Raw genomic sequence first — 25,934 nt, forward strand, 5'->3', positions numbered from 1 at the left:
TCGGCTCCCTCAAGCCCAGTACACCTGTCCTGCGTAACAAGGAGGGGGTTGCCATCCGGTACCGGAATTGCCGCGCAATTTAACGACCCATAAAATCCGCGAAAAAAGGCCGGCAAGGTTTCCCTCGCCGGCCTGCCTCACCCGCCCGCGGTCGGTTCCCCCGTATCAGAACGATCCCATCTGAAAGAAACCGGCCGTCATCATCACTTACCGGTTACCGCCCAGCGCAGAGGTAAGGCGCACAAGCGAGAGGAACTCGGCCCTGTACCCAAACGGGTCGGCTCCTCGAGCGGCAGTGGCGATCTCCATAATCTTGTCGTAGCCGAACTTCGCGGTCGCATCCTCGTCGCGCAGCTTCTGGCCGAAGGCGGCAACCGCGACGGAGAAGCGCTGATCGGTGCTGGCCTGGTCGAAGGACGAAATCTCGTTGGCCGAGGTCACCGGCGTGGTGATCAGTTTCGAGACGTCTTCATTCGGCAGCTTATAGCGGATCTTGACGAAGGCATATTCGTCCGCATTGGCGACGCCGCCATTGTCCACCGACGCCTGGCCATAACGCAGTTGGTCGATCTGCTCGCCACCACTGCCCTTGGGCGTGATCTCGTAGATCGCGGTGACCGAGTGGCCTGAACCGATATCGCCGGCATCGACGCGGTCATTGTTGAAATCCTCGCGGTTCAAGGCGCGGGTCTCGTAGCCGATCAGGCGATATTCCGAGACCTTGTTCGGGTTGAACTCGACCTGGATCTTCACGTCCTTGGCGATGGTGAACAGCGTCGACGAGGCATCCTCGACCAGCACCTTTTCAGCCTCGGCCAGCGTATCGATATAGGCGGCGGTGCCGTTGCCGTTCTGGGCAATGGTTTGCATCATCTGGTCGTTCAGATTGCCGCGGCCGAAGCCGAACACCGACAGGAAAACGCCGGTCTTGCGCTCGCTTTCGATCAGCCGCTTGAGGTCGTCGTCATCGGTCTGGCCGACATTGAAGTCGCCGTCGGTAGCAAGCATCACGCGGTTGACGCCGTCCTTGACGAAGGATTTTTGCGCCAGCCTGTAGGCTTCCTTGATGCCCGCCTCGCCGGCCGTGCTGCCACCGGGCGTCAGATTGTCGATGGCGCTGAGGATCTTGTCCTTTTCGGACGCCTTGGTCGGCTCCAGCACTGTGCCGGCGTCACCGGCATAGGTCACGATCGAGATAGTGTCGTCGGCCTTCAGCTTGCTGACCAGCAGGCGAAATGCCGATTTGAGCAGCGGCAGCTTGTCCGGCTCGTCCATCGAGCCCGAGACATCGATCAGGAAGACCAGATTGGCCTTCGGCTGCTCGGTCGGCTTGACGTCAAAACCCTTGATGGCGACATGCATCAGCTTGGTCTGCGTGTTCCACGGCGTCGGCATGACGCTGACGGTCGAGTTGAATGGTGTCGAGGCCGACTCCGGACCCTTCCAGTCATAGGGGAAGTAGTTGATCATCTCCTCGACGCGAACAGTATCGGCCTGCGGCAGGGTGCCCTGCTTCAGCGAGCCGCGCACGAAGGAATAGGAGGCCGTGTCGACGTCGATCGAGAAGGTCGAGACCGGATCCTCGAGTGCCGCATGCACCGGATTGGTCTTGAAATCCTCGATGCGGTCGCGGTTTTCCGGTTGCGGCTGCATCTGGTCGGCCGGCAAGATCGACGGCTGCTGCGGCGCCATCAGCTTGGATTCGGCCGGCATGCGGGCTCGCGAGGTGCTGGGTACACTTGCAGCGCCATCCAGCGCGAATTCACCTGTCGGTGCCGGCGGCGCAGGCTCGGCCAGCACACCGCGCTCCAGCGCATTTTGTTGTGCCGCGCCGGAAGCAACGGTCGATTCGGATTTCTGCGGCGAGGCCGGCGCCACAAGCGCATCGGTGGCGCCGCGGCTTTCCACATCCGCGTCTGCCTTCTTGTCCTTCTCCAACTCGCCGCGAGCCGGCTTCGGTTCGGCGGTCGTCGGCTTCACCGTCGCCGGCTTATCGGCCAGCGTCTCGGTGATTTTCTCGTCGCCGCCGAATTTGGGCGGCTGTTCCCTCAGCAGATGGAAGGTGGCGTATCCGGCGATCGGCAGGGCGACGAGCCCGGCAAGGGCCGGCGTGGCAATGAGTTTCTTTTGCATGATCTCGCTCCAGAGCTTTTGTGCTCGCTCTGTGAGACGAAGCCCGCCAATCGATCCTTGGGTGACAGCAGAAATATTTTCCTGATCATAGGCGCGCAGGGCGGCCTCGAAGGCACGTGCCTTGGCATCCTTGGCGGGCGCCGGTGCTGCGATATCGCGCAGTCTGTTGAGTTCGTTGTCGTCGACCATGGTCACACTTCCCCGGCCGCGCGCATCAGCGTCTTCAGCCGTTTCTTCGCTTCATGGATGTGCCAGGAAACCGTCGTCTCCGAGATCGCCATCGCCTCGGCGGCGGCCGCGTGGCTCAATCCTTCGCCATAGACCAAAAGCACGGCGTCGCGCTGCTTGTCCGGCAGTTGCCGCACCGCCGTCCACAGCGCTTCGGCCGGATCTTCCGGTTCGACCGACGCCTCGCCTGAGATCAGTGCATGGACGCCATAGGCCTCTGTCTTGACTGTCTCGCGGGCGGATTTGCGCATCATGTCGCGCGCGGCGTTCAGGGTCACGGAATAGAGCCATGTGGTGAAGGCCCCGCCGCCGCGATAGCCGCGGATCGCCTTGCCCAGCCTGACGCAGACTTCCTGGGCTATGTCCTCGGCATCGGCCTTCCTGCCGCACCAGCGATAGGCAGCGCGATAGACGAAGTCATAGTGCCTTTCCAGCAATGTGCTGAAGGCTCCCCTGTCTCCGCCCTTCGCCCGCCCGATCAGTTCGGCGTCGGAGGCTTCGCTTTCATCCAGCATCATCGCCATCATTTGCCTGTTGGACGAAGGCTAATGGCTAATCCTTGGGGCAATGGAAAGATTTTTTTGGAAACCGCCGGATCGTGACCGCCGGCACCCCGCTTGACACATCCATATCTCGGCGGTTATACGTCAATCAATAGCCACCGGGTTATCGATCCAAAATGAACAACGCTCACGATGTCCTCTTCAGAACACTCTCCGATCCGACGCGTCGTGCGATCTTCGAGCGCCTGTGCCGGCAAGGCGAGCAGACGGTCGGCGCCCTGACGGCTCAGTCGGGGGTCTCTCAACCTGCGGTGTCGAAGCATCTCGGCGTACTCAGGCAGGCCGGGCTGGTGCGCGACCGCCATCAAGGACGGCAGACCCATTATAGCGCCCAGATCGCAGCACTTTCCCCGCTGACCGACTGGACGAACCAGATGAATGCGTTCTGGCAGAGCCGGTTCGACGACCTCGAAAATTTGCTCAAAAGAATGGACCAATGACCAACATCGCGACCGAAATGCGCTCCGTCGTCGTCGAACGTGAGATCCCCTATCCGCCGGAAAAAATCTGGCGCGCGCTGACCCAACCGCATCTGATCGAGGAATGGCTGATGAAGAACGACTTCAAGCCAGTCGTGGACCACCGTTTCAATCTGCGAAAGGAACCGCAGCCTGACGTGAGCATCGTTGTCGACTGTCAGGTAACAGCCGTCGAATTGAACAAGACACTATCCTACACGTGGCAGGCCTATGGCCTCGAGAGTGTCGTCACCTGGACTCTCATGCCGACCAGCACGGGAACCCGGTTGCGTATGGAACAGTCCGGCTTCCGGCCGGATCAGGAGCAGGCGTATCGGGGCGCGACGAGTGGGTGGCGGCAGTACTTTACAAATCTGGGTCAGGTCCTGGCGCGGATAGATTGAAACCCGCCGACATGCGGATCACGGGTCCGCTTCGGCTTGTTTTGACAGGAGGAGCTATTGGACAGGAACAAGTGGGTTCGGCAAATTCATCGCTGGCTGTCGATCATTTTTACGCTGACCGTCGTCGCCAATTTTGTCACCATGGCATTCGGCCAGCCTCCCGCCTGGGTAGTCTATTCGCCGCTCCTGCCGCTCTTCCTGCTGCTGTTCAGCGGCCTGTACATGTTCGTGCTGCCCTATGCCGCCAGGGCCGCGGCGCGCAGCGTGCCGGCGGATAGGAGTGGGTAGAATGACCAAGACGCAGGGTCAGTCGACCAAAGCCGCACCGGTCCTGCTCTCGGGCGGCAACCCGCAAATCGCCAAGGGCGACGGCGACGCTCCGGTGCAGGCCTACATCGCTGCAATGCCGGGCTGGAAGCGGCGCCTCGGCGAGCGGCTCGACGCGCTCGTCGAACACAACGTGCCCGACGTGCGCAAGGCCGTGCGATGGAACTCGCCCTTCTACGGCGTCGAGGGCCAGGGCTGGTTCGTGAGTTTCCATGTCTTCAACCACTATTTGAAGGTGACCTTCTTCAGCGGCACGTCGTTGCGGCCGATTCCGCCTGGCGGCACGGCCAAGAGCAAGGATGTGCGCTGGATCGACATCCGCGAAGACGATCCGTTCGATGAGGCGAGGATGGTGGAATGGATCAAGCAGGCCGCGGCCCTGCCCGGCTGGATCCCGTAATGACCGATTATGACAGAGGAAAAAGAGCCATGAAGATCAAGCTGACCAGCGTGTATGTGGACAACCAGGAAAACGCACTGCGCTTCTACACCGACGTGCTGGGCTTCACCAAAAAGGCCGATTTCAGCAACGGGCCTTATCGCTGGCTGACCGTGGCCTCGGCTGAAGAGCCTGATGGAACCGAGCTGCAACTCGCGCTCAACGACAACCCGGCCGCCAAGGCCTATCAGGAAGCCATCTTCCAGCAGGGCCAGCCCGCGGTCATGTTCTTCACCGACGACGTCAAGGGCGACTACGAGCGCATCAAGGCGAAGGGTGGCGCGTTTATCAAACCGCCGACCGAGGTGACCGGCTCGACCATCGCCCAGTTGAACGACAGCTGCGGCAACCTCATTCAGATCACCCAGCTGGCGCGCTGGTAACGGGCGACGGTTGAAACGCGTCGAGGCACAGGAGACACCCAATGAACCCATCCGAACAGATCGACCAACTGATCGCCGGCCTCACCGATTGGCGCGGCGATACGCTCGGCGGCATCCGCAAGACCATCCTTGCAGCCGACCCGGACATCGTCGAGGAGTGGAAGTGGATGGGCAGCCCGGTATGGTGCCTCGACGGGAACATCGTGGTCGGCAACGCCCACAAGGACAAGGTGAAGCTGACCTTTTCCCATGGCGCCAGCCTGCCGGACCCCGACAATCTGTTCAACAATGGTTTTGGCGGCAAGGTGTGGCGGGCAATCGACATGTTCGAGGGCGACAGGCTCAATGAGGGCGCTTTAAAAGAGCTCGTCCGTGCGGCCATCGATTACAACCACGCCAAAAAGAAGAAGAAAGCGGCTGCCGGGGCGAAGCCACGGACGCAAGTCTAGGCCGCCTGGCCTGCCACCCAGCCCGACGACCATGCCCACTGGAAATTATAGCCACCCAGCCAACCCGTGACATCGACGACTTCGCCGATGAAGAACAGGCCCGGCACGGATTTCGCCTGCATCGTCTTCTGGTCCAGCCCGTTGGTGTCGACCCCACCCAGCGTCACTTCGGCGGTCCGGTAGCCCTCTGAGCCGGCAGGCTTGATGCGCCAGTCATTGACTGCGGCAGCTATGGTTTTCATCTGGGCGTCGGAAAGATCAGCAAGGTTGCCGTCGATCCCGGTGCGCTCGGCGATCGACTGCGCAAGCCGCTTCGGCAGATGATTTGCCAGCACCGTCTGTGCCGCTTGCCGCCCATTGCTTCGCTTGGCCACCCGAATGAGGTCCGCCACGTCAACTCCCGGCAGCATGGCGATGCGGATTTCATCGCCCTCGCGCCAATAGGACGAGATCTGCAGGATGGATGGCCCGCTGACGCCGCGATGCGTGAACAGCATCGCTTCGGAGAACCGCGTCTTGCCGCAGGCGACTTCCGCGTCGACCGCATTGCCTGCCAGCGGCGCTAGCCGCTCGAGCGTGTTTGCGTCGAACGTCAGCGGCACCAGCGCCGGTCGCGTTTCGACGATGGCAAGGCCGAACCGTTCGGCAAGCTCATAGCCGAAGCCGGTCGCACCCATCTTGGGGATCGACTTGCCGCCGCAGGCCACGACCAGCGACTGGCAAGTAACCAAGCCTGTGGAGAGGGTGAGCGCAAACCCCTCCACGGTTTTGCGGACATCCTCAACGCTGGCCGAGAGCGCCAGCTCCACGCCCCTGCCCTGCATTTCCGAGACCAGCATGCCGATGATCTGGCGTGCGGAGCCATCGCAGAACAGCTGCCCAAGCGTCTTTTCGTGATAGGCAATGCGGTGTCGTTCGACGAGGGCGATGAAATCGCGCTGCGCGTAGCGACTGAGCGCCGAAATGCAGAAATGCGGATTGCCCGACAGAAAATTCTTCGGGCTGGCATGGATGTTGGTGAAATTGCACCGGCCGCCGCCGGAGATGCGGATCTTCTCGCCAGGCGCCGCCGCATGATCGAGGATCAGCACCGAACGGCCGCGCTTGGCCGCCTCCACGGCGCACATCATTCCGGCGGCACCCGCGCCGATGATCACGACATCATAAGATTGCATCAGGCTATTCGTTCTCGCTCGACCCACTCATTTGGGGCGCGCCACTTGCGCTGCCTGGTATCACTTTGGCCCGATAGTTTTCTAGCTATCCCGTCCCAGCAGCCTGGTGATCTGGGGGGTGACGATTATGGTGAACAGCCCGGGATCGCTGAAAGCCCTCGCGGACAGCATTGCCCCGTGAACCGATGCCATCAACATCTGGGCCTCCTCCTCCGGCCGGTTGTTCAAGCGGAACAAGTCCTGCTCCATTCCAGCCCGCAGCACCGACGTAAGCCATCCCGCGAGATTTTGGAAATGGGCACGAACGCGTGACGCCACCTCTTCCGGCAGCATCTGCATCTCGCCGGCGAGCATCGCGCAGACGCAGAACGACGGCGAGGCATCGCGAATGCATGTCTGCCAATAGTTCAGATAGGACTGCAGTTGTTCAGCAGGGCTTGAGAGTTCTCCCCGGAGAGACTCCAAACCCACTTCGGCCTGCCGCCTGTAACGATCCACCAGCACCGAAACCAGCTCGGCCTTCGTCGGAAAATGGTGGTGGATACTCGCCTTCCTGATGCCGATGGCAGCCGAGATATCGGCATAGCTGAACCCGTTGTAGCCTCCCGCGACGATGAGAGACTGCGCGACATCGAGAATCTTTTCTGAAGTCGAAGCCATTGATTTCATATCGCCGCCTACCTTCTGGTAGGCGAACTGTCAAGGTTGCATCGTTCCCGATTGTCACAGGGAGGTGTTCCGGACATTGGGTTGACTTAGGGGTTTTGTCTACCTACTAATAGGTAGACCGCAACAAGGAATCTGCCGATGCAAAACCAATCTTTCACCCGGTCCGGATGGCTACGATCCTATTATTTCGCACGCGCCATATTTTCTATCGCCTGGGTTGCTGCCGCCGTCCTATTCAACGGGCAACCCGGTCCCACCGCGCTTCTGCTCGTGATCTACCCCGCATCGGACGCCCTCGCCAATCTGGTCGACGCCAGGGTAAATGGCGGCCTGAAGGCCAACTCGTCCCAGGCATTGAATGTCGTGGTCAGCACGATAACGGCGCTCGCCGTCATCGTGGCGGTTAACAACAGCATGTATGCCGTTCTGGCCGTGTTTGGGGTTTGGGCGATCCTCTCGGGTCTGCTGCAGCTGAATACGGGAGCAAGGCGTTGGCGCTACCATGGCGCACAATGGCCGATGATCCTGAGTGGTGCGCAGTCGGCCCTCGCCGGCGGCTTCATGATCAGCCGATCCCTCGGCACGGCTGCGCCGACGATTCTGGACATCGCCCCTTATGCCGGGTTCGGCGCGTTTTACTTTCTGCTTTCCGCAATTTGGCTTGTCGTAGCAGCCTATCGCAAGGCAAACGCCTAGGCGCAGCCTGATCCGGCGGCGGCAAGGTGAACAGTCATCTGCCGCCGTCGAAAGGGCAAGCATCGCTCACTCTTCGCCGCATCGGCTGCCGTTCTGGTTCAAAGACGCGTAGCGTCCTGCTCAGAGTCGACCTGTGTGCGATCAGTGCGCAGTGACTCCTGCCTTAAATCAGCGTCTCTGCGAACAACGTCGTCAGCCGCTTCCAATGGCGTTCGGCACCCGCGGCGTTGAAAACGCTATGATCGGGCACGCACCAGCCATGCGCCATCCCGGCATAGTTCTCGATGACATGATCGACTTCCGCAACCCTGAGTGCCTCGGCCAGCCGCGCCGACTGTTCCGGCGGGAAACTCCTGTCGACGCCGGATGTGCCGACATAGACACGCGCCTTGATCGAGGCTGCCTTGCGATGCGGGCTGTCGGCGGCGTCGCTGGCGAGATTGCCGCCATGGAAGCTTGCGGCCGCCCTTATCCTGTCGGGATAGTTAGCGGCGGCGTTCAACGCCCGGCCGCCACCCATGCAATATCCCACCGTGCCGATCGGCCCGGTGATGCCCTCGGCAGCAAGCGCATCGAGGAACGCACCGCTGTCGCTGATGGTCATGTCCTGCGTCGTGCCGGTGACCAGCGCCATCAGCGGGATTTTGGTCTTTTCCTCGGCGAAGGCGGTCTTGGCGTCGAACGGCCCGTAGGGCGCATTGCGGTAGAATAGGTCGGGCACCAGCACCGCATAGCCTTCATTCGCGAGCCGCTCGGCCATACCGTCGAGCGCCGGCCGCGGACCGAAGGCGTCCTGATAGAGAATGACGCCGGCCTTGGCAGGAGATGCGTTTGCCGAGTGGAAAAGCCCGGCATTGGCAACACCATCCCTGGTCTTGATCTGAAGGTCGTGTTTCGTCATCGCCCGCTCCGTTCGACTGATGCGCGATACATATCCGCGCAAGGCCATACGGCAAGGCATTCCCGGGGCGTGGCAGTCAACATTTCGTGCAGGATTGCGGACGCTATTGCTCGCCCTCGCGCACGGTCCGCGCGCCGACATGCAGCGCACGGCCGGCACCGAGCCCCATGATGGCTACGCCAAGCCCGAGCGCGACGAACAGGAACGCCGTCCCCGAAAAACTGCCGGTCCAGTCGCGGATCAGGCCCACCAGCAACGGGCCGAAGGCCGCCAGCACATAGCCGACGCCTTGCGCCATGCCTGAAAGATGCGCGGCGATATGCGAATCCGGCGAACGCAGCACGATCAAGCTCATGGCAGCCGCGATAAGGCCCCCCTGCCCGATGCCTTGCAGGACCGCCCAGAACAGCATCGTCGAGGTCGGCGCAAAGAGAATGCCGAGCAGCGCGACCACCGCGGTGGCGACGAGCGCCACATTGATGCCGCGCTGGTCCTTCAGCCGCATCGCAAAGGATGGCACGGCGAGGCAGGTGATGACCTGCGCCATCACTGACACCGAAACCATGGCGCCAGCGGTGGCCGCATCGAAGCCACGCTCGCGCAGGATCGGCGCCAGCCAGCCGAAGATGCAATAGGCAAGCGCCGACTGCAGCCCCATGAACAGCGTCACCTGCCAGGCCAGGCGATCGCGCCAAAGCCCGACGACGCGAAAGCCTTGATGGCTCACTTGCCGCCGGCTGCCCAGCGCCTGCGGAATCCAGATCAGCAACACAATCAGGGTCGGCACCGACCAGGCAGCAAGTGCTCCGGACCATGAACCGGTGACCAAATGCTCGATCGGCAGCGTGAAGCCCGCGGCGGCAGCCGAACCGGCGCAGAGCGCCATGGTGTAGAGCCCGGTCATGACGGCGGCCCTGTCGGCGAAATCGCGCTTCACCAGGCCTGGCAGCAGCACATTGCCGATGGCAATGGCGCCGCCGGCCAGGAAGGTCGCGACAAACAGCAGGGGAACCGTACCGAACCAGCGCAGGCCGGTTCCCAGCACCAGCAAGGCGAGCGCCCCGAGCAAGGTGCGCTCGGCTCCATAGCGCTGCGCAAGCCTTGGCGCGAAGGGCGCGAACAGGCCGAGGCACAGGACGGGCAGCGTCGTCAGCAGGCTGGCGCCCGTCGTCGACAGCCCGGTTGCCTGCATCACCTCGGGCAACAGCACCGACAGGCTCGAAAACAGCGGCCGCAGACTGAAGGCGATCAGCACAAGGCTCGCGCCAAGCACGATGCGCGCGGCACGGCTGCGCAGTTCAGGCGGCTGCGGTACGGGAAGGCTGTCGACTTCCGCGTCGATGAGTTCCAGACCCTCCATGACCTCGGCCTTCGGGTCAGGCTGACGAAAACTCTGGTTCATTGCGAAAGCAGTCTTTCAAGTTGGGCAAGCACCGGCGCCATAAAGGCGCGGACGGCGGCAACCGCGCGCTCTGGATCGCTCGCGGCAATGGCGTCGACGATTGCCGCATGCGCCTGGTGGTCCGGTTCGGGCAGATCGCCGTCGATGGTGGCATGGATGGTCTCGGTGATGGCAGCGGTGAAGAAGTCGTAGAGCTCCATCATCGCCCTGTTGCCGGACGCCGCGACGACGGATTTGTGGAAAGCGAGATCGCGCCGGATGAAGGCATCGCTTCCGCCGTCCGCGACGGTGCCGCGTTCGGCAAGCAGTTGCCGCATCCGCTCGAGATCGGCTGGCGTGTGGCGCAAGGCAGCGAGCCGTGCGGCCTCGAGGTCCAGCGCTGCACGCCCCTCCCACTGATCGCGCAGGCCGCTGCGCTTGACCCGGTCGAGCGCGGCAGAGGTATCGACGGCAGAGCGAACATATGTGCCCGACCCCTGGCGCGTATCCAGCAATCCCTGCGAGACCAGCACCCGCACCGCCTCGCGCACTGTGCCGCGGCTGACCGACAGAAGGTCGGTCAGGGCTGCCTCATTGGGAATACGATCGCCGACGCCCCAGCGGCCGCTGACGATCTCGGCACGCAGGCTGCTGGTGGCGCTGTCGGTGAGATTGGTTCTGGTGGCGGGTTGCATGGGCCTATTCATCAAGTCATCAGATGACTTGATGAATAGGCTTGCTTCTAGCTGTCGTCAAGATGCTCCTCGAAGCGAACGAGCACCACGCAATGGGAATGGATCAGCTGGCGGCTCGTGCGAAGCTCGCCATGTGGAAGGCCTGAACCTCCGGCGGATAGCGATACTCCGTGCCATAAGGGCACGCATAGCGGTCAAGGCAGCCGCCGCTGCGGCAGGGTTCGCCATTCGCTCCCCGCACATGCGCCAGGCAGGGCTGATAAGCGAACCCTTGCGCGGAATAGGCGTCGACCGGGCAGGATTTCAGGCAGGGTTTCTCGACGCAGCTATCGCAAAGGTGGATCACCTCGCGAACCGCCGGTAGCGCGATCTCGTCATCGAACAGCAGCGCACCGCGATAGGCATGCCATAGCCCGTATTGCGGATGCATGAGGATGCCGAGCGGCGACGGCTTCAGTCCCTCCGCCCGCATCGCCCATTGCTGGAACGGCAGATAGGGCTTGTCCGACGGAGAAATCGCCCGTGCGCCGAATACCTCGGCCACGGCGCCGATCACTTCGCGCGACCACGTATCGAGCGGATTGGCGATGGTCTGCGATTGCTTGTCGAACCAGCGCAGGAAATGCGGCCAAGGCGCTGCACCCGCCTGCCCGACCAGCAAGACGGATTTGACGGGAGCACCTGAGAGGTCGGCAAACGGGGTTTCGCTCGCTCCGCACTTGAAGCCGCCGCGCAGGATTAGGCCATTGGCCGAAAGCACGGTCGCGATGTCCTCAACCCGGCGCCCCGCGGCAGTCATCCCTTCTTGACCGGATCGGAGAACGCGCTCCGCCAGACTTCCTTGTGGATGATGTTGGCGACTTTAGCCCCGCCTGATTCGGGCTCCTTTCAAGTGAACGCGTCGGGCATCGACCCCTTCTTCTTGGCGATGAAGTCCTTCAACGCTTCGTCGATGCTCGGATCGAGATGCGGCGCCTCGTAGCTTTCCAGCCAGCGGCGGGCAAGCTCGTTGGCGCGCTGCGGCGCTGTCTTCTCGCCTTCGGCCAGCCACTGCTCGTAGGAATTGTTGTCGGCGATGTTGGAGCGGTAGAAGGCGGTCTGGAAATTGGCCTGGGTGTGGTCGCAGCCGAGATAGTGGCTGCCGGGGCCGACCTGGCGGATGGCGTCCATCGCCTGGCCGTTTTCCGACAGATCGACGCCCTCTGAGAATTTCTGCGTCATGCCGAGCTGGTCGATGTCCATCATGAATTTCTCGTAGCAGGACGCCAACCCGCCCTCGAGCCAACCGGCCGAATGCAGCACGAAATTGGTGCCGGCCAGGATGGTCGAGTTCAGCGTGTTGGCGCTTTCATAGGCCGCCTGAGCATCCGGAACCTTCGACGCGCAGAGCGAGCCGCCGGTGCGGAACGGCAGGCCGAGACGGCGCGCCAGCTGTGCGGCGCCATAAGACACCAGCGACGGCTCCGGCGTGCCGAAGGTCGGCGCGCCCGACTGCATCGAGATCGACGAAGCGAAGGTGCCGAACAGCACCGGCGCGCCCGGCCGGATCAGCTGCGTGAACGAGGCGCCGGCCAGCACTTCGGCCAGGACCTGCGTCAGCGTGCCGGCCACCGTCACCGGGCTCATCGCGCCGGCAAGGATGAACGGCGTAACGATGCAAGCCTGGTTGTGGCGCGCATAGACTTTCAAAGCGCCGAGCATGGTCTCGTCGAACACCATCGGCGAGTTGGCGTTGATCAGGCTGGTCAGCACCGTGTTGTTCTCGACGAAATCGTCGCCGAACACGATCTTGGCCATGGCGACGGTGTCTTCGGCGCGCTCCGGCGCGGTCACCGAACCCATGAACGGCTTGTCGGAATATTTGATGTGGCTGTAGATCATGTCGAGATGGCGCTTGTTGACCGGCACGTCGACGGGCTCGCACACCGTGCCGCCCGAATGGTGGATCGACGGCGCCATATAGGCGAGCTTCACGAAATTCTGGAAATCCTCGATCGTCGCATAACGCCTGACGCCATCGAGGTCACGCACGAAGGGCGGACCGTAGACTGGCGCAAAGACGGTGGCATTGCCGCCGATCTGCACCGAACGCTCGGAATTGCGCGCATGTTGGGTGTAGACGGACGGCGCGGTCTTGAGCAGCGAACGGCACAGACCCTTCGGAAAGTGCACGCGCTCGCCCTTGACGTCGGCGCCGGCCTCTTTCCACAGTTGCAGCGCTTCCGCGTCATCACGGAAGATGATGCCGATTTCCTCGAGCACCGTGTCGGTGTTCGTCTCGATCAGCGCCAGGCCTTCCTCGTCCAGCACCTCGTAAACGTTGATCTTGCGTTTGATGTAGGTGAGCTGCGTACCCGGGCCACCGCCCGAACGTGCTGCCCGCCGGGCTGCTGCCCCGCCACTGGCGCCACGCCCACGTCGCGCGTTTGACGCTTCCTGATCGACTGCCGCGTGTTCGCTCATGGTGGTTCTTCCCTGAAACTGTTCTTGTCTGGAATCCATAGCGGCTGCCTCGCCGCTTCTTGCCAGATCGTAGCCATGCACCCTATTCGAAACGGCCCGCCAGCGCCAACGCCTGTCGCAAAATCGACAAGAATTCCAAGAGAGTTACGGTCGCTTTCCTTTTGCGGGAAGTCGCAAATCAGCTATGGATACATGCCCTCAGCGGGTTAGGTATGAACGCGAAGATGTGTGCCTTGCGACATGGTCGCGATGCCGGCAGGAGCTCGATACAAATGTCCGACGACGAGATCATCCTTTCCGAACTTTCCGACGACGAGTTGGTGCAGCAGATGCACGACGATCTCTATGACGGGCTGAAGGAAGAGATCGAGGAAGGCACCAACATCCTGCTCGAGCGCGGCTGGGTGCCCTACAAGGTGCTGACGGAAGCGCTGGTCGAAGGCATGCGCATCGTCGGCGAGGATTTTCGCGACGGCATCCTGTTCGTTCCCGAAGTGCTGCTGTCGGCCAATGCGATGAAGGCCGGCATGTTCATCCTGCGTCCGCTGCTCGCCGCCACCGGCGCGCCGAAGCAGGGCAAGATGGTCATCGGCACCGTCAAGGGCGACATCCACGACATCGGCAAGAACCTCGTCGGCATGATGATGGAAGGTGCTGGTTTCGACGTCATCGATCTCGGCATCAACAATGCGGTCGAGAAATATCTCGATGCGATCGAACAGCACCAGCCCGACATCATCGGCATGTCGGCACTGCTGACCACGACCATGCCCTATATGAAGGTCGTCATCGACACGATGAAGGAAAAGGGCATCCGCGACGATTATGTCGTGCTGGTCGGCGGCGCGCCGCTGAACGAGGAATTCGGCAAGGCCGTCGGCGCCGATGCCTATTGCCGCGACGCGGCAGTGGCGGTCGAGACCGCCAAGGACTTCATGAAGCGCAAGCACAATGTGCGCGCTTCGGCCTGATTGGTCATTTCGGCCGGACAACAGGAAGCCGCGCCTTGCAGCGCGGCTTTTTTGTTCCCAGATGAAGAAGGCCGGGTGCGGATCAGGGATTGTTGACGGTGTCCTCGACCGCATTGGCGGTTGATTTGACGTCCTTGCCGACGCCTCGGACGGTGTTCGCACAAGCCGTGAGGGCCAGGGCGCAGGTCAAGATGGCAATTGGCGTGATGCGTAGCAGTTTCATGGACGGTGTCTCCCTCAATAGATAAATTAGCGCTACAGCAACGAAGGCCGGCTCGACGGGTTCCATGGCCAAGACGCAAAAAACGAAACCGAATCAAGACGACAGGCTGCTCGTTATCGCCTGTGGGATGATTGCGCGCGAAATTCTGGCCGTCAAGGAACAGCTCGGACTGGATCACCTCGACCTGACCTGCCTCTCGGCAGAATTCCATTTCTATCCGGACCGCATCGCCCCGGCCATGGACAAGGCAATCGAAAAGGCCAAGGCCGAAGGCTACAGCAACATCTTCGTCGGCTATGCCGACTGCGGCACCGGCGGCCTGCTCGACCGCATCTGCGAGAAGCACGGCGTCGAGCGCATGGCGGGCCCGCACTGCTTTGCCTTCTATCAAGGCATGGAGGCCTATGCGAAAGTCGCCGACGACGACATGATGTCCTTCTACATGACCGACTTCCTCTGCCGGCAGTTCGACGCCTTCTTCATGAAACCGCTCGGCCTCGACAAGCACCCGGAGTTGATCAAGGACTATTTCGGCAACTACGAGAAGCTGATCTATCTGGCCCAGACCAATGATCCGGAACTCGACAAGGTCGCCGAAAAGGCAGCCAGAATGCTTGGTCTCGTCTATGAACGCCGCGCAACCGGCTATGGCGACCTGACGGCCGGAATGGCGCAGGCGGCTGCACACGCCTGAAGCAATTCCTGACCCCGCTATGCTCCAACCCTGGGTGACAGGCCGCCGAGAACGGGTAAGTTGTGCGCCACAAGGCAACAGGCCCTCCAGCCATTCGAACGTGGAAACGCACCGATGACCCCTCGCCGCTTGATAGCCGTACTCGGCCTCCTCTGTTTCGCCCTGCCCGCTCATGCCGATGGCGACGTACAAAAACTCATCACCCCGGCCGACAAGAAGCGGCTCGACAATTATGGCGAGACGCGCAAGGCGGCGCTTGCCGAGGCGAAAGCCGGAGACGCGGCCGAGGTCAAGCAACTCGACGCCTTGCTGGCAAAACCGCTGGTGGCCTTTTCCGACAAGGACCTGACCGGCAATTGGCGGTGCCGCACCATCAAGGCCGGCGGGTCTTTGCCGCTCGTCATCTATGGCTGGTTCAAGTGCAAGGTGACCGACGACGGTTCCGGCTGGCGGCTGGAAAAGATCAGCGGCTCGCAGCGCACCAAGGGCCGCTTCTTCGATGATGGCGAGAAACGCGCGATCTATCTCGGCTCCTTCTATGTCAACGATGATCCGGCAAAGCCCTATGGCAGCGGCCCGCAGACCGACCAGGTCGGCTACGCCTTCCGCAACAGCGCCAAGGAATGGCGCATCGAATTTCCGGCGCCCTACTACGAATCGAAGCTCGATATCATCGAATTCAAGCGCTGACTGTGTATCGAAGGCTGATCACCAAGGATTAACCCGGACGCCCTAGCATCCCGACCATTATCAAGAACGGGTTGCTTGGAGGGGGCAAGATCCATGGCAGCATCAGAATCCAGCACGCGGATCGTGGTCGTCACCGGAGGCGGCCAGCATGTCTGGGCTATCGTCAACGCGATCACCGACCGCGTCGGCCCTGTCAGCGTCATCCTCGAAACGCCTGAATCCAAAAAGCAATTGCTTCGCGGCCGGGCTCGCCGCCAGGGCTGGATCTCCGCCATCGGCCAACTTGGCACGATGGTGCTCAGCAGACTGGGCAAACGGCTTCTCGCCAGCCATGCCGCCCGGCTGATTGCCGAGGGAAAGCTCGAGGTCGAGCCGCGGCGGGATCAGGAAATCATCCATGTCGCCTCAGCCAACGGGCCGGAATGCCTCGAAGCGATCAAGAAGATCCAGCCTGGCGTTGTCCTGCTTAATGGCTGCAGGCTGTTGTCGAAGGACATGCTTGCCCGGATGCCTTGCCCGGTGCTCAACTATCACGCCGGCATCACGCCGAAATACCGCGGCATGAACGGTGGCTACTGGGCGTTGACGTCAGGCGACCCGCAGAATTTCGGCACCACCGTGCATCTGGTCGATGCCGGCGTCGATACGGGCGCCGTGCTGAAACAGGTGCGCGGTCAACCGAAACGCGGCGACACCATCTCCAGCTATGCGTTGCGCCAGGCCGCGTTCTCGCGCGACATCTGCGTCGAGGCGGTCAGCGATGTTCTGGCCGGAAAAATCACCACCGTCGACCCCGGCCTGTCATCACAGCAATGGTATCACCCGACGATCTGGTTCTACGTCTGGACTGGCCTGAGAACCGGCATCTGGTAACGCGTTCCTCGTCCGGATCCGCATGCCGTGCGCCGGCTTTTCCGACGCGTCATACCGGGCGCCGGCAGACGCCGGAAACGAATAATCACACCTTTCATTTTACGACATCCAAATGCGTCGCTTTTGAATGCGCGCGCGTCGTCCCATAACAAGCGGCCCCACTGCGCTTCCGGCAATGCTCGCAGAACGAGGAGTGAGAATTCATGGCCGATCTGATCGTCGTCTACTGGCGCGACATCCCAGCCCAAATCATCGTCAAGAAGGGCCGGCAGAACGCCAAGCGCGAGCTGCCGCTGCGCTTCACCGAAGCGATCGACATGTGCGCGATGCGCACTGGCGCCGGCGGCACCGACGATTATCTGGCCGAATGGCGCAAGGCCGATCCCGTCCCGGTCGGCGATGACCTCGAAGCCGAGGTCGAGAAGGCATTCAACGATATCGACACGAAATACGACCGCGAGCGGCTGGTCGCCCTGGTCAAGGCAGGCGGCAAAGAAAATGTCTGAAACCATTCCTGCCAAGGATGGCCAAAGGGTTGTCCAGCCGGTTACCCAGGCCACTCTGGTCAAAAAGGCAGCGCCGAAATCCGACTACAAGCCGGCCGACGTATCGCCGCAGCGGCGCGTGCAGCGTTCCTTTGCGGTCAGATTATGGTCTGTGCGGCACTCGCGATTACTCGAATGGTTCTACGCCAAATTCGCCGACATGTTCCTGCTCCTCCATCCCTTGTGGAAGGGCATAGGTTACGGCCGCGTCGAAGGGCCGATCAAATTCGTCGAGAAGCGCGTCAAGGGCTTCATGTTCGACTGCCGCATGTGCGGCCAGTGCATATTGTCCTCGACAGGCATGTCGTGCCCGATGAACTGCCCCAAGCAATTGCGCAACGGTCCTTGCGGCGGCGTCCGCGCCAACGGCAATTGCGAGGTCGAGCCCGATATGCCCTGCGTCTGGGTCAAAGCCTGGGAAGGCTCGCAGAACATGGTGCACGGCGACAGGATCCTGACCGTGCAGAAGCCGGTCGACCAGTCGCTGCGCGAAACATCGGCCTGGCTGCGGGTGACCGCACAGGCGGCCACCGCACGCGAAGCGGCCGCTGCCGCCAAAAATGAGACGGCAAACACCGGGGCACCGGCATGATCGGACGCCAGATCGACGAGAACCCGGCCGGCATCCATCTGCCGCTCGAGCCACTGCCCGGCCACACTTCGCGCGGCCGGCTGGAGCGCGTCCTGCGGCGCGGCGAGTTCGCCGTCACCACCGAGCTCAACCCGCCCGACAGCGCCGATCCGGAAGACGTCTATAACCGCGCCAAGATCTTCGACGGCTGGGTCGATGCCATCAACGCCGTCGATGCATCCGGCGCCAATTGCCACATGTCGTCGGTCGGCATTTGCGCGCTTTTGACCCGCATGGGCTATGCGCCGATCATGCAGATCGCCTGCCGCGACAAGAACCGCATCGCCATCCAGGGCGACGTGCTGGGCGGGGCGGCAATGGGCGTCGCCAACATGCTTTGCCTCACCGGCGATGGCGTGCAGGCCGGCGACCAGCCCGGCGCCAAGCCGGTGTTCGACCTCGACTGCATGTCGCTCCTGGAAACCTGCCGCATCATGCGCGACAATGGCAAGTTCCTGTCCGGCCGCAAGCTGACGACGCCACCGCAGCTTTTCCTCGGAGCCGCGATCAACCCATTCGCGCCACCGATCGACTTCCGGCCGCATCGGCTGGGCAAGAAGATCGCCGCCGGCGCGCAATTCGTGCAGAGCCAGTATTGCTTCGACGTGCCGATGTTCCGCAGCTACATGCAAAAGGTGCGCGACCTCGGCTACACCGAAAAGTGCTTCATCCTGGTTGGCGTCGGGCCGCTGGCCTCGGCCAAAACGGCCAAGTGGATCCGCTCGAACGTGCCGGGCATCCATATTCCCGAGTCTGTCATCAAGCGGCTGGAAGGCGCCCAGGACCAGAAAAAGGAAGGCAAGCAACTCTGCATCGACATCATCAACGAGGTGAAGGAAATATCAGGCGTTTCCGGCGTCCATGTGATGGCCTACCGGCAGGAGGAATATGTCGCCGAGATCGTCGATGAATCGGGCGTGCTGAAGGGCCGCCAGCCGTGGAAACGTGAGATCCGCCGCGACGATCAGCTCGTCGCCGACCGGCTCGACAGCATCTTGCACGACGACATTACCGAAACGCAGGTGGACATGGTGAAGACCGCGCATTGACGGCGCGGACGGCCACCCATTCGCTTGAACGAAACCAGATAACGATATAAAGAAATCTTTATATCACGGCGGAGAGAATTCCATGACCCGTACCATCGTCGCCTCGGCGAGACGAGAAATCATCATCGGCTTCGACCAGCCGTTCTGCGTGATCGGTGAACGCATCAACCCGACCGGCCGCAAGAAGCTGGCCGCCGAGATGATCGCGGGCAATTTCGAGACCGTCATCAGGGACGCATTGGAGCAGGCAGCGTGCGGCGCCACCATGCTCGACGTCAACGCCGGCGTTACATCTGTCAACCCGAACGAGACCGAACCCGGCCTTTTGGTGCAGACGCTGGAGATCGTGCAAGGGCTGGTCGACCTGCCGCTGTCGATCGACAGTTCCGTCACCGCCGCGATCGAAGCCGCACTCAAGGTTGCCAAGGGCCGTCCGCTGGTCAACTCCGTCACCGGTGAGGAAGAAAAGCTCGAAGCCATCCTGCCGCTGGTCAAGAAGTACAACGTGCCGGTCGTCGCCATCTCCAACGACGAGACCGGTATTTCAATGGATCCGGACGTGCGTTTCGCCGTCGCCAAGAAGATCGTCGAGCGCTGCGCCGATTTCGGCATTCCGGCGCATGACGTCGTCGTCGACCCGCTGGTGATGCCGATCGGCGCGCTGGGCGATGCCGGCCGCCAGGTCTTCGCGCTGCTGCGCCGCCTGCGTGAAGAGCTCAAGGTCAACACCACCTGTGGCCTGTCCAACATCTCGTTCGGCCTGCCGCATCGCCATGGCATCAACGCTGCCTTCATTCCGATGGTTATCGGCGCCGGCATGACCTCGGCCATCATGAACCCGGTGCGCCCGCAGGAAATGGAAGCCGTGCGCGGCGCGAATGTGCTGAACGGCACCGACGAGAACTGCACCAACTGGATCCGCACCTATAAGGATTACAAGCCGGCCGAAGGCGGCCAGGCCGTTGCCGCCCCGACGCAAGTCAATGCGCCGGGCGACGGCGCCGGCAATGGCGGCCGCCGCCGTGGCGGCCGTGAAGCCCGGATGGGCCGAGGATAAGCGCGCAAGGACAAAGTTTTCTTGACAGACCAAGAGCGAAAAAGACTTGGAATACCGGACTGGAAGATAGGTCTGCGCGTAGCTTTTTGTTGCGTATTCATGCTTCTGGTTGGCTCTTACGCCTTCGGATATAAGAGTCATGAGTACCTGCGATATTTTGATCTGTGTATCTACGCGACGTGCATAATAATGGTTGCACTGATTGTCGCGCCGCTATTGCTGAGCACAATTCCCACAAGGATGTTGGACCAGCAGAGGTTAGACAATTTCTCCATATTTTGGCTGCGGTGGTACCCCTTGCCGCTCATCGCCTCTTTTCTGGCAAGCCTCGCATATGTGAAATCTTTTCCCAGTGCCGGCTTCGTCGAGTAATGAAAACATGAACTCACCTGCCAACATCACCGACCCGCTCGTGCTGTTCATGCCGTCCGGCAAGCGCGGGCGTTTTCCTGTCGGCACGCCGGTGCTCGATGCCGCGCGCCAGCTCGGCGTCTACGTAGAAAGCGTCTGCGGCGGACGCGCCACTTGCGGACGCTGCCAGATCGAAGTGCAGGAAGGCAATTTCGCCAAGCACAAGATCACCTCCTCCAACGACCACATCACGCCCAAGGGCGCCAAGGAAGAGCGCTATGAGCGCGTCCGTGGCCTGCCCGAACGACGCCGCCTCTCCTGCTCGGCGCAGATTCTCGGCGACCTCGTCATCGACGTGCCGCAGGACACGGTCATCAACGCGCAGACCATCCGCAAGGATGCCGACACCAGGGTGATCGCCCGCGATTCAGCGATCCGCATGTGCTATGTCGAGATCGAAGAACCCGACATGCACAAGCCGCTTGGCGATCTCGACCGGCTGAAGATCGCGCTGATGCACGATTGGGGCCTAAAAAGCCTTGATTTCGATTTTTATCTGCTGCCGCAGGTGCAAGGTATCCTGCGCAAGGGCAACTGGACCGCGACCGCCGCCATCTACAAGGATGCCGATTCGGAGACCGCGCGCGTCGTAGCACTTTGGCCCGGCCTCAAGAACGAGGCCTACGGTCTCGCCTGCGACATCGGCTCGACCACCATCGCCATGCATCTGGTGTCGCTGCTGTCGGGCCGCGTCGCCGCCTCCTCCGGCACCTCGAACCCGCAGATCCGCTTCGGCGAGGATCTGATGAGCCGCGTCTCCTATGTGATGATGAATCCTGACGGCCGCGAAGGCATGACGGTCGCCGTGCGTGAGGCAATCTCCGGGCTGGTCGACAAGGTCTGCGCCGAAGGCAATGTCCAGCGCAACGACATCCTGGACAGCGTCTTCGTCGGCAATCCGATCATGCACCATCTGTTCCTCGGCATCGATCCGACCGAGCTTGGCGGCGCGCCCTTTGCGCTGGCCGTTTCGGGCGCTGTGCACATCAAGGCATCCGACATCGGCCTGAAGCTCAACCAGGGCGCCAGGCTCTACATGCTGCCTTGCATCGCCGGCCATGTCGGAGCGGACGCGGCGGCGGTGACGCTGTCGGAAGGCCCGCATCGCCAGGACGAGATGATGCTGATCGTCGATGTCGGTACCAATGCCGAGATCGTACTCGGCAATCGCCAGCGTGTGGTTGCGGCCTCCTCGCCCACAGGCCCTGCCTTCGAGGGTGCCGAAATCTCCGGCGGCCAGCGCGCAGCACCGGGCGCCATCGAGCGTGTGCGCATCGATCCCGATACACTGGAACCAAAATACCGCGTCATCGGCTCTGAGCTGTGGTCCGACGAGCCGGGCTTCCTGGAAAGCGTCCAGGCAACCGGCGTCACCGGCATCTGCGGTTCCGGCATCATCGAAGTGGTGGCGGAGATGTATCTCGCCGGCATCATTTCCGAGGACGGCGTCATCGACGGCGGGCTTTCGGCCCGTTCGCCGCGCGTCACCGCCAACGGCCGCACCTTCTCCTACGTGCTGAAGGAAGGCTCTGCCGCATTGACGGAAGATGGGCCGAAGATCACCATCACCCAGACCGATGTGCGCGCCATTCAGCTTGCCAAGGCAGCGCTTTATGCCGGCACCAAGCTGTTGATGGAAAAGCAGAACACCGAGCATGTCGACCGCATCCATTTCGCCGGCGCTTTCGGCTCCTTCATTGATCCGAAATACGCCATGGTGCTGGGTCTGATCCCAGATTGCGATCTCGACAAGGTTTCGGCAGTCGGCAACGCTGCCGGTGCCGGTGCGCGCATGGCGCTGCTCAACCGCGGCTATCGCCGCGAGATCGAGGACACGGTCAGCAAGATCGAGAAGATCGAGACGGCGCTGGAGCCCAAATTCCAGGAGCATTTCGTCTACGCCATGGCGCTGCCCAACAAGGTCGATCCGTTCCCGAAACTGTCGGCGGCGGTAAAACTGCCGCCGCGCAAGACGGTCAGCGAGGACGGCGTTGCCGGCGACGCCGCTCCGCGACGGCGTTCGCGCGAAGGCCACGCCGCCAGGCGTGGACGGGAATAAGCGGCCGCGCCCAGGTCACGGCCTTTCCAAACTCATTTGAATGCAAATGTTTCCGGATCGCCTGATCCGGAAACCAAAAAGCTGTTTTCGTGAAATTCGCCAGATACATGGCAGGCGCATTCAACCGGCATCGAATGGCAGGCTGGAGATATCTTTCCAGCCGCCGCAACGCTCCAGAGGAGACAACGATGTCAATGCTCGAAAGCCTCGGCCGCTATGGCACGGCCATCAAGAATGCTCACGACCGCAGCAAGGCGCGACGCCTGTTGAACAGCCTGCCGCCCGAAATCCAGAAGGATATCGGCTGGCCGGTATCGCCGCGATCCAGCGAAAAGGCCGCACTTATCAACACGATCTGGAGCGCCGCGCGCTGATGACCTTCGCCGACAAATGCAAATTGCTCGGCATGCGTCGGGGATCTCGCATGTCCCCGGCGACCACCAGCAACCGGCTGCGTGCCGCACTTCTACCACGTCGCTGAGCACCGCGGCGCGGATCACACCACCGTGTAGATACGGCGCAAATCTTGACATTTTCGGCCACGGCACGATCTTCGAAGATAGTGGGGGTTCTCTTAGTCGGCTTTGCCGAAGTTCGTGTATTCGCATGCCAAGTTTGAAAAGCCATGTCGTGTCTTTCGTCCTGCGGCACAGCCGCAAGCAGGCATTTGCCAGTCCGGAAAATTTGCAGCGCTGGATCGCGGCCGCGCGCAAGACCGAGAACCACCGCCCGCCCGCCTCGTTGCATCAGCGTCTCGACATCGAGATGCATACGGTCGATGGCTTCCCCGTCTACGAAATCGCACCCAGGACCGGCGAGCAGAAGCGGATTCTCTACTTGCACGGCGGTGCCTATGTCTTTGAAATCACACCCTATCATTGGCACCTGATCGCCGAGATGGCGGATCGGCTGGGCTACGGGATCACGGTGCCGATCTATCCAATCGCTCCCGAACACGATTTCCATGCCATGTTCGGAATGGTTGGCGATGTCTACCGGCAGATGCTCGCCGAGACGGAAGCCGAAGACATCGTCTTCATGGGCGATTCCGCCGGCGGCAATATGGCTGTGGTGCTGACCATGATGGTCGCCGAAGAAGGACTGCCCCTGCCGTCGCGGCATGTGCTCATTTCGCCGGGTCTCGACGTGTCGCTCACCAACCCCGCAGTGTTCGAGGCGGAACGCAACGACCCTTGGCTGGGCATAGCTGGCGGAAGGGAGGCGATTCGCCTGTACAGTGCCGGCATCGATCCCAGCGACTGGCACATCAGCCCGGTCTATGGAGATTTGTCCGTGCTGCCAAGAACGCTGCTTTTGACCGGCTCGCGCGATCTTTTGACTCCCGACAATCTGATCTTCGCCGAAAAAGCCCGCGCAGCCGGCGTTGAAATCGATCTTGTCTATGAGGAAGGCATGTTCCACGTCTGGCCGCTGATTGACATGCCGGAAGCCCGGCGCGCCCGCGAGCGCATCGTCGCCTTTCTCGGGGAGAGCCAGATCGTGCACGATACGAGAGTAAGGCCTGAACAGCGCCCCGCCGAAGCGGCGGAGTAGCTTTATACTATCGTCCTACCAGCCGGTCAGAACTTGCCGGTTTCCCGGAAGACTTCGAAAGTCGCGCGGATGTGGTCGGCAACGGCCTTGACCGGGGCACTGGCATCCGGCGCCACCACCATTGCCAGATTGTAGGTCCCGATGTCGGGCATGCCGTCCTTCGGGCAGAGTTCGACCATGTCATTGCCGAGGAACGACTTCGGCAATGGCGCCACGGCGAGATCGGACATGATCGCGGCGCGCTGGCCGGCCGTGTGTGCGCTCATATAGGCGATGCGGTAGTTGCGGCCCTCGCGGCCAAGCGCGTCGAGCGCGCCGGCACGCCAGGCGCAGCCCTCTTCCCACAGCGATACCGGCAGCGGCTCGCGCAGATGCGCGCAGCCGCCCTTGGCACCGGCCCAGACGATCGGCTCGGTCAGCAGCACCTCGGCGCCGAGCGCGCTGGTCTTGTAGGAATTGGTCAGCAGCGTGATGTCGAGCGCCCGGTCGTCCATGCGCCGGCGCAGATTGCTGCTCTGGTCGATGGTGACGTCGACGGCGATCGACGGATGCGACTGCGCGAAACGCTTCAACACATGCGGCAGCACGCGCTCACCGTAATCGTCCGGCGAGCCAAGCCGCACCACACCGACAATCTCGGGAATGATGAACTTCGACACCACCTCGCGATTGATGGACAGCAGCCGGCGGGCATAGCCGAGCAGCATCTCGCCGTCCGTCGTCAGCGACACCGAGCGAGCGTCGCGCGCGAACACGGAGCGGCCGAGAATGTCCTCGAGCTTCTTGATCTGCATGGAAACGGCTGACGGCGTGCGGAACACGGCATTGGCGGCGGTGGTGAAGCTGCCGGTCTCGGCAATCGCCACGAACGTGCGCAAAACATCGAGATCGAGCAGCGGCAGCGGATGATTGAGCGGGGCGTTCATGGCAACCGACCTTCAATTTTTCTGATACAAAACATCATTCCATTTCGTTTGATTGAACATCAGATTGGGAGGATAGTCAACTCCATCGAAGCAGTAGCTGCCACAAGCAGCCATGAAACGACCTCGACACAGACCTGCATTCGACACGAAATGAAGTTGAAACAAACCCGCAGTAGCCAACTCGCTGTCTGGCACTCGCCAACCCAAAGGAGAAAGAGATGTCTATCCTGTCGTCCCTTGGTCGCATCGCGACCGAATTCAGCGCGGCGCGCGCCCGCTACCAGACTGAACGCGCTATCCGCTCCCTGCCGATCGAACTGCAGAAGGACATCGGCTGGCCTGAAGCTTCCGATACCAAGACCGGTACTCGCAACGGCGTCGGATCCTGGGCTGGAGCAAAGTAGATCGTGTGTACCATGTGCTGAAGGCCTGCCGCGCAAACCGCCCGGCAGGCCTTCTCTATTTTATTTGCACTCAAATGAATTTTTAGAGCCATGTTTCCAGCGCATGACGCATATGAGAAAGCCGCATAGCAGCCCTCTTTTCAATTAATCCCTTGTAAATAATCGTAAATTTTGGGCACCTTGCCCAAATCTGTCGCAACCGATGTCGCATTCCATATCAAGCGCTTCGCTTTTGCGATTTAGTTTCTGCTTACACAAGCCTATATCGGCGCCAGCAAACGAGCTGCCCCACTCCATCAAGCGAAGGCGACCCGTCTGAGCAACAAATGGAGATGATTATGAAGCTTTTTGCACGCCTCTTTGCCCGCCGCGAAATGAACCTGACCACCGCTCTCGAGCGTCAGCGTCTCGCCAACACTATGCCCGGCCAGACCGGCGCCATGAATGCGGCGCGCCTCGGCTTCGTCGCCTGAAGATTTTTAG

The 25,934-nt window shown here is 61.6% G+C and carries 31 protein-coding genes; 20 read left to right on the forward strand and 11 right to left on the reverse strand.

What is annotated here, in order from left to right:
• Window positions 1-207 precede the first annotated feature (207 nt).
• Window positions 208-2,322, reverse strand: coding sequence for a vWA domain-containing protein (locus AC0L24_RS17345; protein WP_128287860.1), 2,115 nt, complete (start codon window positions 2,320-2,322; stop codon window positions 208-210).
• Between the two features lie 2 nt (window positions 2,323-2,324).
• Window positions 2,325-2,885 (reverse strand): RNA polymerase sigma factor, encoded by a 561-nt coding sequence (locus AC0L24_RS17350; protein ID WP_127810181.1) that lies wholly within the window; start codon window positions 2,883-2,885, stop codon window positions 2,325-2,327.
• A gap of 155 nt (window positions 2,886-3,040) precedes the next feature.
• Here AC0L24_RS17350 and AC0L24_RS17355 point away from each other — a divergent pair, with 155 nt between their 5' ends.
• Genes AC0L24_RS17355 through AC0L24_RS17380 form a run of 6 tightly spaced genes read left to right on the forward strand, consistent with a single transcriptional unit; the run spans window position 3,041 to window position 5,384 of the window.
• A complete protein-coding gene (locus AC0L24_RS17355; protein WP_292336583.1) occupies window positions 3,041-3,364 on the forward strand; it encodes an ArsR/SmtB family transcription factor in 324 nt (107 codons plus the stop codon).
• Window positions 3,361-3,786, forward strand: a complete 426-nt coding sequence (locus AC0L24_RS17360) for an SRPBCC family protein (RefSeq protein WP_292701610.1) — start codon at window positions 3,361-3,363, stop codon at window positions 3,784-3,786. Before AC0L24_RS17355 ends, AC0L24_RS17360 begins: the two co-directional genes overlap by 4 nt.
• Before the next feature lie 57 nt (window positions 3,787-3,843).
• Window positions 3,844-4,074, forward strand: coding sequence for a hypothetical protein (locus tag AC0L24_RS17365; RefSeq protein ID WP_292701613.1), 231 nt, complete (start codon window positions 3,844-3,846; stop codon window positions 4,072-4,074).
• Between the two features lies 1 nt (window position 4,075).
• Window positions 4,076-4,513, forward strand: a complete 438-nt coding sequence (locus AC0L24_RS17370; protein ID WP_292701615.1) for a DUF1801 domain-containing protein — start codon at window positions 4,076-4,078, stop codon at window positions 4,511-4,513.
• Between the two features lie 29 nt (window positions 4,514-4,542).
• Window positions 4,543-4,935, forward strand: coding sequence for a VOC family protein (locus tag AC0L24_RS17375; RefSeq protein ID WP_292336587.1), 393 nt, complete (start codon window positions 4,543-4,545; stop codon window positions 4,933-4,935).
• A gap of 41 nt (window positions 4,936-4,976) precedes the next feature.
• Window positions 4,977-5,384, forward strand: coding sequence for a DUF1801 domain-containing protein (locus AC0L24_RS17380; protein ID WP_127317941.1), 408 nt, complete (start codon window positions 4,977-4,979; stop codon window positions 5,382-5,384).
• Here AC0L24_RS17380 and AC0L24_RS17385 read toward each other — a convergent pair.
• Both AC0L24_RS17385 and AC0L24_RS17390 read right to left on the reverse strand, forming a co-directional pair.
• Window positions 5,381-6,559 carry a BaiN/RdsA family NAD(P)/FAD-dependent oxidoreductase gene (locus tag AC0L24_RS17385; RefSeq protein WP_473564002.1) on the reverse strand — a complete coding sequence of 393 codons (1,179 nt, stop codon included), beginning with the start codon at window positions 6,557-6,559 and terminating at the stop codon, window positions 5,381-5,383. The genes AC0L24_RS17380 and AC0L24_RS17385 overlap by 4 nt on opposite strands.
• An 81-nt stretch (window positions 6,560-6,640) precedes the next feature.
• Window positions 6,641-7,228: a TetR/AcrR family transcriptional regulator gene (locus AC0L24_RS17390; protein ID WP_473564003.1), complete on the reverse strand. Its 588-nt coding sequence runs from the start codon at window positions 7,226-7,228 to the stop codon at window positions 6,641-6,643.
• Window positions 7,229-7,366: 138 nt separating this feature from the next.
• On the opposite strand from AC0L24_RS17390, the gene AC0L24_RS17395 reads away from it, so the two are divergent.
• The gene (locus tag AC0L24_RS17395) at window positions 7,367-7,924 is read left to right on the forward strand and encodes a DUF308 domain-containing protein (RefSeq protein WP_127398941.1); all 558 of its coding nucleotides are present in this window, start codon (window positions 7,367-7,369) and stop codon (window positions 7,922-7,924) included.
• Window positions 7,925-8,087: 163 nt separating this feature from the next.
• Here the strand turns inward: AC0L24_RS17395 and AC0L24_RS17400 are convergent, their stop codons facing one another.
• The 5 genes from AC0L24_RS17400 to AC0L24_RS17420 form a co-directional block, all read right to left on the reverse strand.
• Window positions 8,088-8,825, reverse strand: coding sequence for a dienelactone hydrolase family protein (locus AC0L24_RS17400; RefSeq protein ID WP_127398942.1), 738 nt, complete (start codon window positions 8,823-8,825; stop codon window positions 8,088-8,090).
• A 103-nt stretch (window positions 8,826-8,928) separates the two neighbouring features.
• Window positions 8,929-10,227 carry a CynX/NimT family MFS transporter gene (locus AC0L24_RS17405; protein ID WP_473564004.1) on the reverse strand — a complete coding sequence of 433 codons (1,299 nt, stop codon included), beginning with the start codon at window positions 10,225-10,227 and terminating at the stop codon, window positions 8,929-8,931.
• Window positions 10,224-10,901, reverse strand: a complete 678-nt coding sequence (locus AC0L24_RS17410) for a FadR/GntR family transcriptional regulator (protein ID WP_292656327.1) — start codon at window positions 10,899-10,901, stop codon at window positions 10,224-10,226. The genes AC0L24_RS17405 and AC0L24_RS17410 overlap by 4 nt, the downstream gene beginning before the upstream one ends.
• Before the next feature lie 103 nt (window positions 10,902-11,004).
• Window positions 11,005-11,700, reverse strand: coding sequence for a hypothetical protein (locus AC0L24_RS17415; protein WP_473564005.1), 696 nt, complete (start codon window positions 11,698-11,700; stop codon window positions 11,005-11,007).
• A gap of 89 nt (window positions 11,701-11,789) precedes the next feature.
• On the reverse strand, window positions 11,790-13,364 hold the full coding sequence (locus AC0L24_RS17420; protein WP_127810170.1) for a trimethylamine methyltransferase family protein: 1,575 nt from the start codon (window positions 13,362-13,364) through the stop codon (window positions 11,790-11,792).
• A 272-nt stretch (window positions 13,365-13,636) separates the two neighbouring features.
• On the opposite strand from AC0L24_RS17420, the gene AC0L24_RS17425 reads away from it, so the two are divergent.
• Window positions 13,637-14,335, forward strand: a complete 699-nt coding sequence (locus AC0L24_RS17425) for a corrinoid protein (RefSeq protein WP_027029468.1) — start codon at window positions 13,637-13,639, stop codon at window positions 14,333-14,335.
• Window positions 14,336-14,417: 82 nt separating this feature from the next.
• Here AC0L24_RS17425 and AC0L24_RS17430 read toward each other — a convergent pair whose 3' ends face one another.
• Window positions 14,418-14,558 carry an entericidin A/B family lipoprotein gene (locus tag AC0L24_RS17430; RefSeq protein ID WP_023812312.1) on the reverse strand — a complete coding sequence of 47 codons (141 nt, stop codon included), beginning with the start codon at window positions 14,556-14,558 and terminating at the stop codon, window positions 14,418-14,420.
• 64 nt (window positions 14,559-14,622) lie between these two features.
• Here AC0L24_RS17430 and AC0L24_RS17435 point away from each other — a divergent pair, with 64 nt between their 5' ends.
• The 10 genes from AC0L24_RS17435 (at window position 14,623) to AC0L24_RS17480 (ending at window position 24,121) form a co-directional block, all read left to right on the forward strand.
• Window positions 14,623-15,252, forward strand: coding sequence for a DUF1638 domain-containing protein (locus AC0L24_RS17435; RefSeq protein ID WP_127810168.1), 630 nt, complete (start codon window positions 14,623-14,625; stop codon window positions 15,250-15,252).
• A gap of 114 nt (window positions 15,253-15,366) precedes the next feature.
• Window positions 15,367-15,942, forward strand: a complete 576-nt coding sequence (locus AC0L24_RS17440; RefSeq protein WP_127810167.1) for a DUF4893 domain-containing protein — start codon at window positions 15,367-15,369, stop codon at window positions 15,940-15,942.
• A gap of 93 nt (window positions 15,943-16,035) precedes the next feature.
• Complete coding sequence (locus AC0L24_RS17445; protein WP_127810166.1) at window positions 16,036-16,815, forward strand: formyl transferase; 780 nt, start codon at window positions 16,036-16,038, stop codon at window positions 16,813-16,815.
• A 203-nt stretch (window positions 16,816-17,018) separates the two neighbouring features.
• Window positions 17,019-17,321: a virulence factor gene (locus AC0L24_RS17450; protein ID WP_023812316.1), complete on the forward strand. Its 303-nt coding sequence runs from the start codon at window positions 17,019-17,021 to the stop codon at window positions 17,319-17,321.
• Window positions 17,314-17,952 carry a methylenetetrahydrofolate reductase C-terminal domain-containing protein gene (locus tag AC0L24_RS17455; protein ID WP_127810165.1) on the forward strand — a complete coding sequence of 213 codons (639 nt, stop codon included), beginning with the start codon at window positions 17,314-17,316 and terminating at the stop codon, window positions 17,950-17,952. Before AC0L24_RS17450 ends, AC0L24_RS17455 begins: the two co-directional genes overlap by 8 nt.
• On the forward strand, window positions 17,949-19,040 hold the full coding sequence (locus AC0L24_RS17460; protein WP_127810164.1) for a methylenetetrahydrofolate reductase: 1,092 nt from the start codon (window positions 17,949-17,951) through the stop codon (window positions 19,038-19,040). The genes AC0L24_RS17455 and AC0L24_RS17460 overlap by 4 nt, the downstream gene beginning before the upstream one ends.
• Before the next feature lie 82 nt (window positions 19,041-19,122).
• Window positions 19,123-20,097: a methyltetrahydrofolate cobalamin methyltransferase gene (locus tag AC0L24_RS17465; RefSeq protein WP_473564006.1), complete on the forward strand. Its 975-nt coding sequence runs from the start codon at window positions 19,123-19,125 to the stop codon at window positions 20,095-20,097.
• A 379-nt stretch (window positions 20,098-20,476) separates the two neighbouring features.
• A complete protein-coding gene (locus AC0L24_RS17470) occupies window positions 20,477-22,567 on the forward strand; it encodes an ASKHA domain-containing protein (RefSeq protein WP_127810163.1) in 2,091 nt (696 codons plus the stop codon).
• Between the two features lie 188 nt (window positions 22,568-22,755).
• Window positions 22,756-22,941: a hypothetical protein gene (locus tag AC0L24_RS17475; RefSeq protein WP_127258513.1), complete on the forward strand. Its 186-nt coding sequence runs from the start codon at window positions 22,756-22,758 to the stop codon at window positions 22,939-22,941.
• 232 nt (window positions 22,942-23,173) lie between these two features.
• Complete coding sequence (locus AC0L24_RS17480; protein WP_127811385.1) at window positions 23,174-24,121, forward strand: alpha/beta hydrolase; 948 nt, start codon at window positions 23,174-23,176, stop codon at window positions 24,119-24,121.
• 26 nt (window positions 24,122-24,147) lie between these two features.
• Here AC0L24_RS17480 and AC0L24_RS17485 read toward each other — a convergent pair whose 3' ends face one another.
• Window positions 24,148-25,047, reverse strand: a complete 900-nt coding sequence (locus tag AC0L24_RS17485; RefSeq protein WP_013531163.1) for a LysR substrate-binding domain-containing protein — start codon at window positions 25,045-25,047, stop codon at window positions 24,148-24,150.
• 218 nt (window positions 25,048-25,265) lie between these two features.
• On the opposite strand from AC0L24_RS17485, the gene AC0L24_RS17490 reads away from it, so the two are divergent.
• Together AC0L24_RS17490 and AC0L24_RS17495 are read left to right on the forward strand one after the other, a co-directional pair.
• Window positions 25,266-25,451: a hypothetical protein gene (locus tag AC0L24_RS17490; protein ID WP_032930657.1), complete on the forward strand. Its 186-nt coding sequence runs from the start codon at window positions 25,266-25,268 to the stop codon at window positions 25,449-25,451.
• 338 nt (window positions 25,452-25,789) lie between these two features.
• On the forward strand, window positions 25,790-25,924 hold the full coding sequence (locus AC0L24_RS17495) for a hypothetical protein (RefSeq protein WP_013531161.1): 135 nt from the start codon (window positions 25,790-25,792) through the stop codon (window positions 25,922-25,924).
• The last annotated feature ends 10 nt before the right edge of the window (window positions 25,925-25,934 follow it).

The organism is Mesorhizobium sp. WSM4809 (assembly GCF_055811655.1).